The following is an 8629-nucleotide window of genomic DNA, read 5'->3' on the forward strand; positions in this document are numbered from 1 at the left end:
GCGCGTTACACGTCGGACCGGCCTTCGATTTCGGCGATCGCACGGCGCAGAATGGCCGCGATGCGCCGCTGCTCGTCGGGCGATGCGGCGCTCTTGTGCAGCAGTGCATGCTTCAGCGCGACGCGTGCGTCGACGAACTCGGGCAGCCAGCCGGCTTGCGCTTCGTCCGGCGCTGCGCGGCCCGACGCATCGGCGCCCGACGCTCCGGCGCCCGACGCTTCGCCGGCGAAGGCGCGGCGCATGAATTCCATCTTTCGCGCGAGATGCGTGAGGCGAGCGAACAGCGTGTCGACGCGCTCGCGTTGTGCATCGAGATGGGTGCGGCCGGCGTCGGTCAGCGCGTAGCGCTTGCGATTGCCTTCGGCTTGCGACGCGACGTAGCCGACTTCTTCGAGATACGTCAGCGCCGGATAGACCATGCCGGGACTCGGGCTGTAGAAGCCGCTCGAGCGAGTGTCGAGCGCCTTGATCAGCTCGTAGCCGTGGCTCGGCTGCTCGGCGAGCAAGGCGAGCAGCAGAAGCTGCAGATCGTCGGACGTGAACTGGCGGCCGCGCGGCATGCCGTCGTCACCGAAGTCGCCGAAGCCGCCGCGCCCGCCACGGCCGCCCGGGCCGCCGAACGGGCCGCCGCCGAACGGATCGTGGCCGCGACGATGGCGGCCGATCGCATGCCAAAGGCCCGCGAGCCAGTCGTGACGGATATGCGCGTCGCGGCCGGCGCATCGCGCATGGCCGTTGAAGGAATGGTGTCGCATGATCGTGTCCTATATATCGGAAAACATATCTAAAGATATATATCGAAAGATAGGGCGTCAAGGAGATTAATCGGGGAGGGATGGGGTACTCACGCGGAACGGCTGTCGTACCGGCGCGCCCGCGCCGAGCCCGAAGTGGCGACGCCGGCCGATCCACGTCACACTTCGTCCAGGAACCGACTGCTGCTACAGGAGCATTGCAATGAACAGAACGAACAAATCGTCCAAAGCGCGCGCGGCGCTCGATCAATTGTTTTCGGACGTCCCGCCGGCCGGCGGCGAGGGCGCGGCGCGTCCCGGCGATCCGTTCGCGCCGGCATCGGGCGATTCCGGCCGGGGCGGCCGAGTCGACGTCACGGTGTCGACGCGAATCCAGCTGCGCGGCTATCCGAGCGCCGATGCATTCATGAAACGGATGGCGCAAGCGTGGGGTTTGACGTGGGGGCTGTACGACGCGGTTCGCGCCGTCGCGACGTTGCCGGCCGGCTGGCGCGTGCGCGAACTGCCGGGCATCACGCAGATCGTCGACGCGCGCGGCGTGCTGCGTGCGGAAAGCAGCCTGCAGGGCGGCGAGATGTCGTACCTGAAAGTGCATCCGCGGTATTACATCGATGCGCGCAAGGGATCCGGCTGGGGTAAGTCGTCGAGGGCGTCCGACGACCCGGATCTCGACGGCCCCGATTGGCGCTGCCTCGTGATCGACCGCGAAACGTCCGGCGACGTCCACGAAATCACGAGTGCGCCGTTCAAGGCCGATCTCGACAAGGCGCGCGCGACGCTGCTGAAGTGGCTCGACGAGCACTACCCCGAGCATCGCGATCCGTTTGCATACTGGAGCGACTGCGAAAGCGCGGCGTGACGCGCCTGGCGGCGCGCGAAGCGAATGCGCTGCGTGCCGCCACAAACGCGCATCGACGAAGCGCCGCACATTCGATCAGACCGTCGAATAGCCGCCGTCGACGGGAACGATCGCACCGGTCACGAACGACGCGCCGGGCGAGCAGAGAAACAGGATCACGTCGGCGACTTCATCGGGCTTGCCCCATCGCCCGAGCGGCGTGCGCTCGAGGATTCGACGCGACGCCTGCGCATCGGCCATCAACGCGCTGCTGAGCGGCGTATCGATCCAGCCCGGCGCGACCGCATTGACGCGGATGCCGCGGTCGGCCCAGGCCTGCGCGAGCGAACGCGTGAGCTGCGCGATCCCGCCTTTGCTGGCGCTATACGCGGGTCGGTCCTTGCTGCCGAAATACGTGTACATCGACGCGATGTTGACGATCGCGCCGCCATCCACGGAGAGCGCCGGGCGCGCGGCGTCCGACGCCCGCATCACCGACGTGAGATTCACGTTCAGCACGTGCTCGAATTCGTCCATCCGATATTCGTCCGCGTGCCGGCTGATGCCGACGCCGTTGACGAGCACGTCGATGCGCGGCAGGGCGCCGATCGTGCGCGTCAGCGCGTCGCTGTCGGCGACGTCGAGCTCGACGTTCCGGATGCGCTCGTGCACCGGCGCATGCGGGCCCGCGGCCTGCAGCCCGATGCTGACGACCGACGCGCCCGCTTCCGCGAAGCGCAGTGCGGTATGTGCGCCGATTCCCGATGTACCGCCCGTCACGACGACGGTCTTGCGCTCAAACGTCTGCGCTGGGCTCATGTTCGATGCTCCCCGAGGCATAGGCGCGGCGGCTCGCGCCGAGCGCCGGTGAAACGAGAATCTTGATCTGCGTGCGGTCGGCGAGCAGCGCGTCGAAGCCGTCGGCGATCGCGTGCTCGAGCGAGACGGTGCGCGTGACGATCGACGCCGGATCGAGCGCGCCGGACGCGACGATGCGCAGCAGATCGTCGTATGCGTGCCGGTAGCCGACGCTCGCCGTGAAGGTCAGCTCGTCGTTGACGGCGCGAAACGCATCGAAGCCCGCGTGCGGCATCAGCCCGACCATCACGACGCGTCCGCCTTTGCGCAAGGCGTGCATCGCGGCTTCGAACGTCGCGGGCAGCCCGGCCGCCTCGAATGCGACGTCGACGCCGAGACCGCCGGTTTCCGCGCGAATCGCGTCGCGCAGTGCGGCCGCATCGAGCGAGCGGGCGTCGAACGCATGCGTCGCGCCGAAACGCTTCGCGGCCGCGAGGCGCTGCGGCGACACGTCGACGGCGACGATCGTGGTCGCGCCCTGCAGCTTCGCGAGCATGATCAGCAGCAGTCCGATTGGCCCGAGGCCGAACACCGCGCAGGTATTGCCGAGCCGCAGCTCGCCGCGCCGCAGTGCATGCAGCGCGACGGCGGCGGGCTCGAGCACTGCCGCCTGTTCGAGCGTGACGCCCTCGGGCAGGCGATGCAGCATATAGGCCGGCACGACCGCGAAGTCGGCCATTCCGCCGTCGCCCATGAGCCCGGCAAAGCCCATCGATACGCAGAGGTTGTACGAGCCGGCCCGGCAGTACGCGCAGCGCTGGCAGCGATACTCGGGCTCGACCGCGACGCGGTCGCCGGCGCGCAACGTCGTTACGCCCGCGCCGACTTCGACGACGGTGCCGCAGAATTCGTGACCGAGCGTCAGCGGTGCGGTGCGCCCGGACAGCGGATGCGGTGCGTCGACGGGAATCGCATGCGGGCCGTCCGCGTACTCGTGCAGATCGCTGCCGCAGATGCCGCAATACGCGACGGCGATGCGTACCTCGCCCGGCCCGACGCGCGGCGTGTCGATGTCGACGAGACGGACGTCGCGCGGGCCATGCCATTGAAGTGCGCGCATGTCAGCGTCCTCCGAGGTTTTGCGTATCGAAACGGCGCGCGGCGGCGCTCGCGAGCGCGCGCTTGCGCAATACCGCGGGCGCAGTTTCGACGAGGCCGATCGACAGCAGGCCGGCGACGAGTGCGCCTGCGGCCGACATCTCCATCGCGAACGACAGCCCGAAGCGGTCTGCGGCGAAGCCCGCGACGGTGGGCGCGACGAAACCGCCGATCAACTCGCCCGCGCCCATGATCAGGCCCAGCGCACTGGCGACCGCGCCGGGCGGCACCGTCTCGGCCGGAATCGTCGCCATGAAGAGCGTGAAGCAACCGAGGCCCGTATAGGTCGCGAATACGAGCGCGCAGAGCGCCCAGAGCGACGCGACGTGAATCATCGCGAGCGGGCACAGTGCGGCGATCAGCGCGAACACGATCATCGTCGGCTTGCGGCCGATGCGGTCCGAGATCGCGGGCACCGCGAAACCCCAGAACACCCAGGCGGCACCGAGGCACGTCATCACGACGCCCATGTCGGATGCCGAAAAATGACGGCTGCTGACGAGGAATGTCGGTGCGAACGAGATCACGACGACGAACCACGTGAGGAAAAAGCAGCTGATCAGCACGCACAGCAGGACGTTGCGCGCCTTCAGCAGCGCCCAGCGGCTGACCGTCGCGCCCTTCGTCGCGCCCTTCGTCGTGTCCTTCGTTGCGCTGCATGCATCTGCGCGCGCGTCGATCGCGCCGCCCGGCGGTGTCTCGTGCACCCAGCGCCAGATGCAGAACGCGATCGCGATGCCCGGAATGCACGACACGTAGAACGCTTCGCGCCAGCCGGCCGCGGTCGCGATGCCGATCACGACCGGCGGGCCGATCATCGCGCCGAGCAGGCCCGCGGCGGACCCTTGCAGCAGGCCCATGTTCAGCCCGCGACGGCTCGGCGTCGAACTCTCGATCATCAGCGACTGCGACAGCGGCAGGACGGGCCCTTCGGCGATGCCCATCAGCGCGCGGAATGCGATCAGGCTCGCGAAGCCGCCGACGAAGCCCGACAGCGCGGAACACACGGAGAAGCCGAGCACGGCCGCGATCAACAGCGGCTTGCGCGTGCCGCGCGCGTCGGACCACGCGCCCGTCGCGGCGCCGGACAGCGCCCACGTGAGCGCAAGCGCGGACGACACCATGCCGAGCTGCGCATTGGTCAAATGCAGTTCGGCCGCCATGAACGGAAACAGGAACGACAGCGCGAGGCGGTCGAAGAAGACGAAGCCGAACGTCATGAACAGGATCAGCAGCAATCTGTTCTCGTACGTCCACGCCGGTCGAGGAAAAGATCGGAATAGCATGGCCGGCCTCGACGCGCGTCAGCGAAACAGCTTCTCGACCGCGTGCGCGCCGAGCCCGACCTTCTCGTAATGCGCCTTGCACATCGCGATGTACGAATGCACGTCGAAGTAGCCGTCGGGATTGCCTTCGTCGTCGAGCCAGATCAGCGGGCCCTTGACGATGAAGAACGCGCGCATCGGCTCCGGATGATCGAACGCGACGAGCGTATGGCCTTCGCCCGGCGTTTCGTACACGAAGTCGCCGCGCGTGGCCGTCCACTCGTGCTCGAGGTAGCCCCACTTCCCGGAGATCGTGTAAGCGAACACTTCATGTGGGTGATAGTGGCGATTCACGAGCCCGGCCCGTTTGGCCATCAGGATGTCGCACCATTTGTTCTGCGTCGGCGATATCCACAGCGGCCGCGATGAAACCGTTTCGGTGAACGGAACGTAATATCTTTCGTCATCCGACACGGCGTTCGGAATGTACGCCTCGGGCAGCGCATCGGGCTTGAACGGATTGGCAATCGGCGCGATGTTTTGCCAGAATTCGGCTACGGCTTTGTCGACCACGGTTCGTCTCCTCCGGATTGGGTGTGGAATCGACTGTAGCCAGACCGTCCGTCCCGCGATTGACCACGCGGGACGGATTGTTTGATCCGCACGGACATCGTGCGCATTGATTTCAAAATGAAAGTTCCCGACCGCACCGTTCGTCGTGCACGACGGGCGCCCCAGGAGGTCACGTGACCCAATCGACCGTTCTATCTCGCACGCGCGGCTCGACGGCCGACGTGCCGGTGCGCGACCGCATGGCGTACTGGGATGCGTTCAACGCCGCGACGCTGGTCGGCTTGCGGTGCTCGTCGTTGTCGCCGGCCGGGCTCGATGTCGAGAAGACCGACATCGCGCTGCCGGGCCTCGGCTTGACGGACATCAGCGGTCAGGATCACGTGATCGAGCGCAACCCGGCGCTGGTGCGCCAGTTGCCGAAGGAGTCGCTGTTTGCCTGCCAGATCCTGCGCGGCCGCGCGTATTTCATTCAGCGCGACCGATGCCTGCTCGCGGAGGCCGGCGACATCGTCGTGTACGACACGCGCGTGCCCTACCTGTTCGGATTCCTGACGCCGATGCGGCAATTGCTCGTCGATGTGCCGATCGCGATGGTCGACGGCCGGCTCGATGCGGAACTGGCCGCGCTGCCGCTGCGGATCACGCCGCGGCCGGGCGCGGGCGCGATGCTCGGCGCGACGCTGCGCACGAACGTCGAGCGATTCATGCAGGATCCGGTCGAAGGCGAAGCGACGCGGTTCGCCGATTACACGCGGCGGCTCGTCGTCGAACTGATCGACGTGGAAGTGAACGGCGCCCATGCATCGCGCGCGTCGCTGTCGTATCTGCTGACCGCGAAGCAATACATCGCGACGCATCTCGGCGAGCCGGAGCTCGCGCCGCAGGCCGTCGCGGACGCGGTCGGCCTGTCGCTGCGCCATCTGAGCCGGCTGTTCGCGGCAGAAGGCGAATCGATCGCGCAGCACATCTGGTCGGAGCGGCTGTCGCATGCGTACCGCGACCTGACGGATGCGCGACTGCGCAAGACGAGCGTCGGCGAGATCGCGTTCCGCTGGGGGTTTTCAAGCCACGCGCATTTCAGCCGCGCGATCCGCGATCGTTACGGCGCGTCGCCGATGGCGTTGCGCGACGCGGTGCCGTCCGGCGAGCGCTGACACCAGCCGCGCCGCCGCACCGGTCGCACGAACGCCGCGCGACGCGCTCGCCCAGCGTGCGCTCAAACCGCACTCGCTTCATCGATCTGCCGGATATCGTCCTGATCGAGCTGCACGCGCAGCGCATCGCCGAGTAGTGCAAGTTGCGCGAGCGACGTCGCGCTCGCGATCGGCGCCGTGATCGTCGGCCGCGCGATCTGCCACGCGAGCGCGATCGCGGCCGGCTGCGTGCCGTGCTTCGCCGATACCGCGTCGAGCGCCGCGAGAATGCGCAGCCCGCGCGCATCGAGATAGCCGGCGACGCGGCTGCCGCGCACGCTCTTCTTCAGATCGGCTTCGCTACGGTACTTGCCCGACAGGAAACCGCTCGCCAGCGCGTAGTAGTTGACGACGCCGAGCTTCAGGTCGCGCACGACCGGCTCGAGATCGCGCTCGTACTCGGCGCGGTCGTACAGGTTGTATTCGGGCTGGATCACCTGGTACGCGGGCAGGCCGTCGCGCCGGCTGATCTCGGCCGCTTCGCGCAGACGCGCACCGCTGTAGTTCGATGCGCCGATGATCCGCACTTTTCCTGCGTCGATCAGCGCCTGATATGCGGCGAGCGTTTCTTCGAGCGGCGCCGTGTCGGGCAGATCGCGATGCGAGAAGTAGAGGTCGATGTAGTCGGTCTGCAGGCGGCGCAGCGAATCGTCGGCGGCTTTCAGGATGTTGTCTTTCGACAGGCCGGCGCGCGCTTCGAGCATGCCGACCTTGGTCGCGATCACGACCTGTTCGCGCTTGCCCGTGCGCTTCAGCCATTTGCCGATGATGGTTTCCGATTCGCCGCCGCGATTGCCGGGCGCCCAGGCCGAGTAGACGTCGGCGGTGTCGATGAAATTGATGCCGGTGTCGGCGAGCGCGTCGAGCAGCGAAAACGACGCGTTCTCGTCGACGGTCCAGCCGAACACATTGCCGCCGAATGCGAGCGGCGAAACCTGAATGCTGGACGTGCCGAGGGTGCGTAGGGCCATCTTTCTCTCCGTGTATGCGATTGACGGAACGAAGCCGCGCGAGCGACACCGGCATGGGGCGTCGGCATCGCAGCGCAGCGGCGTGCGCGGCATCGTGTCGACGGTGCCGCGGGACTCGTCCATTGTCACCGATCGATTCGATTCATGCAGGAACGTGCGGCGACGCGCGATAACGGACGGATTGCGGAAGATGACGGATGGCGCGCGCCGATCGGCGACCGGCGGCCGCTGCGATCGAGGCGCGATCGCAGCGCGAGCGCGTGCGCGTTAGCGCAGCTGCACGGCCGCGAGAAACAGCACCATGCTGCCGATCGCACCGTCGAGCACGCGCCATGCGACGGCCTTGCGGAACCACGGCGCGAGCAGTCGTGCGCCGTATCCGAGCCCGATGAACCAGACGATGCTGACCGACATCGCGCCGATCGCGAACGCGAGCCGCGCGCCTTCCGGTTCGCGTGCGCCGGCCGTGCCGATCAGCAGGAACGTGTCGAGATACACGTGCGGGTTGAGCCACGTGAACGCGAGCGTCATCAACACGATCGCGAGCGCGCTTTGCGGCGGCGGCGCGACAGCGTCGCCGCGCACGTCGAGCGTTTCGTGCCCGGGCTTGAACGCGCGGCGCAGCGCGTTGAAGCCGAACCACGCCAGATACGCGAGGCCGACGTACAGCACCGCATGGACGAACGTCGGGTAGCGTTCGACGAGCGCCGACGCGCCGCCGACGCCCGCGGCGATCAGGATCATGTCGGACAGCGCGCACAGCAGCACGATCTTGCCGACATGCGAACGCATGATCCCTTGCCGGAGCACGAACGCGTTCTGCGCGCCGATGGTGACGATCAGCGACGCGCACAGCGCGGCGCCATGGGAGAAAGCGAGCCAGTTCATGGTGGGTGAGCAGTAGACGGATGGATCGGGTAGCGCTAGTCTGCGGGCATCGCTCGAATAAGAGAAGCTAAATCAGCTAATGTCGATTAAGGAACGCTAATGCTCGACTATGCATTGCTCGACGCACTGGCCGCGGTGATCCGGCACGGGTCGTTCGAACGCGCAGCCAAGGAACTGAACGTGTTTTTTA

General features: G+C 67.2%; 9 protein-coding genes. 2 read left to right on the top strand and 7 right to left on the bottom strand.

The features are described 5' to 3' along the window. Nucleotides 1–5 precede the first annotated feature (5 nt). Complete coding sequence (locus ACSHSS_RS31770) at nt 6–755, bottom strand: PadR family transcriptional regulator (protein WP_261532501.1); 750 nt, start codon at nt 753–755, stop codon at nt 6–8. A 202-nt stretch (nt 756–957) separates the two neighbouring features. On the opposite strand from ACSHSS_RS31770, the gene ACSHSS_RS31775 reads away from it, so the two are divergent. Next, the gene (locus ACSHSS_RS31775) at nt 958–1614 is read left to right on the top strand and encodes a nitroreductase (protein WP_261532502.1); all 657 of its coding nucleotides are present in this window, start codon (nt 958–960) and stop codon (nt 1612–1614) included. Between the two features lie 75 nt (nt 1615–1689). Here ACSHSS_RS31775 and ACSHSS_RS31780 read toward each other — a convergent pair whose 3' ends face one another. From ACSHSS_RS31780 to ACSHSS_RS31795, 4 genes are read right to left on the bottom strand one after another with little or no spacing between them, the layout of a single operon-like run. Next, nucleotides 1690–2412: an SDR family NAD(P)-dependent oxidoreductase gene (locus tag ACSHSS_RS31780; protein WP_261532503.1), complete on the bottom strand. Its 723-nt coding sequence runs from the start codon at nt 2410–2412 to the stop codon at nt 1690–1692. Then, nucleotides 2390–3511, bottom strand: coding sequence for a 2,3-butanediol dehydrogenase (locus tag ACSHSS_RS31785; RefSeq protein ID WP_261532504.1), 1122 nt, complete (start codon nt 3509–3511; stop codon nt 2390–2392). The genes ACSHSS_RS31780 and ACSHSS_RS31785 overlap by 23 nt, the downstream gene beginning before the upstream one ends. Nucleotide 3512: 1 nt before the next feature. Continuing rightward, on the bottom strand, nt 3513–4835 hold the full coding sequence (locus ACSHSS_RS31790; RefSeq protein ID WP_261532505.1) for an MFS transporter: 1323 nt from the start codon (nt 4833–4835) through the stop codon (nt 3513–3515). A gap of 18 nt (nt 4836–4853) precedes the next feature. Then, nucleotides 4854–5387, bottom strand: coding sequence for a 2,4'-dihydroxyacetophenone dioxygenase family protein (locus ACSHSS_RS31795; protein WP_006397581.1), 534 nt, complete (start codon nt 5385–5387; stop codon nt 4854–4856). Between the two features lie 173 nt (nt 5388–5560). Between ACSHSS_RS31795 and ACSHSS_RS31800 the strand changes: the two genes are divergently transcribed. After that, nucleotides 5561–6541, top strand: a complete 981-nt coding sequence (locus tag ACSHSS_RS31800; RefSeq protein ID WP_261532506.1) for a helix-turn-helix domain-containing protein — start codon at nt 5561–5563, stop codon at nt 6539–6541. Between the two features lie 62 nt (nt 6542–6603). On the opposite strand, the gene ACSHSS_RS31805 is transcribed toward ACSHSS_RS31800, so the two are convergent. Both ACSHSS_RS31805 and ACSHSS_RS31810 read right to left on the bottom strand, forming a co-directional pair. After that, complete coding sequence (locus ACSHSS_RS31805) at nt 6604–7551, bottom strand: aldo/keto reductase (protein WP_043279088.1); 948 nt, start codon at nt 7549–7551, stop codon at nt 6604–6606. A gap of 267 nt (nt 7552–7818) precedes the next feature. Further along, complete coding sequence (locus tag ACSHSS_RS31810) at nt 7819–8439, bottom strand: LysE/ArgO family amino acid transporter (protein WP_006416129.1); 621 nt, start codon at nt 8437–8439, stop codon at nt 7819–7821. Nucleotides 8440–8629 lie beyond the last annotated feature (190 nt).

The organism is Burkholderia sp. BC1, from assembly GCF_052683555.1.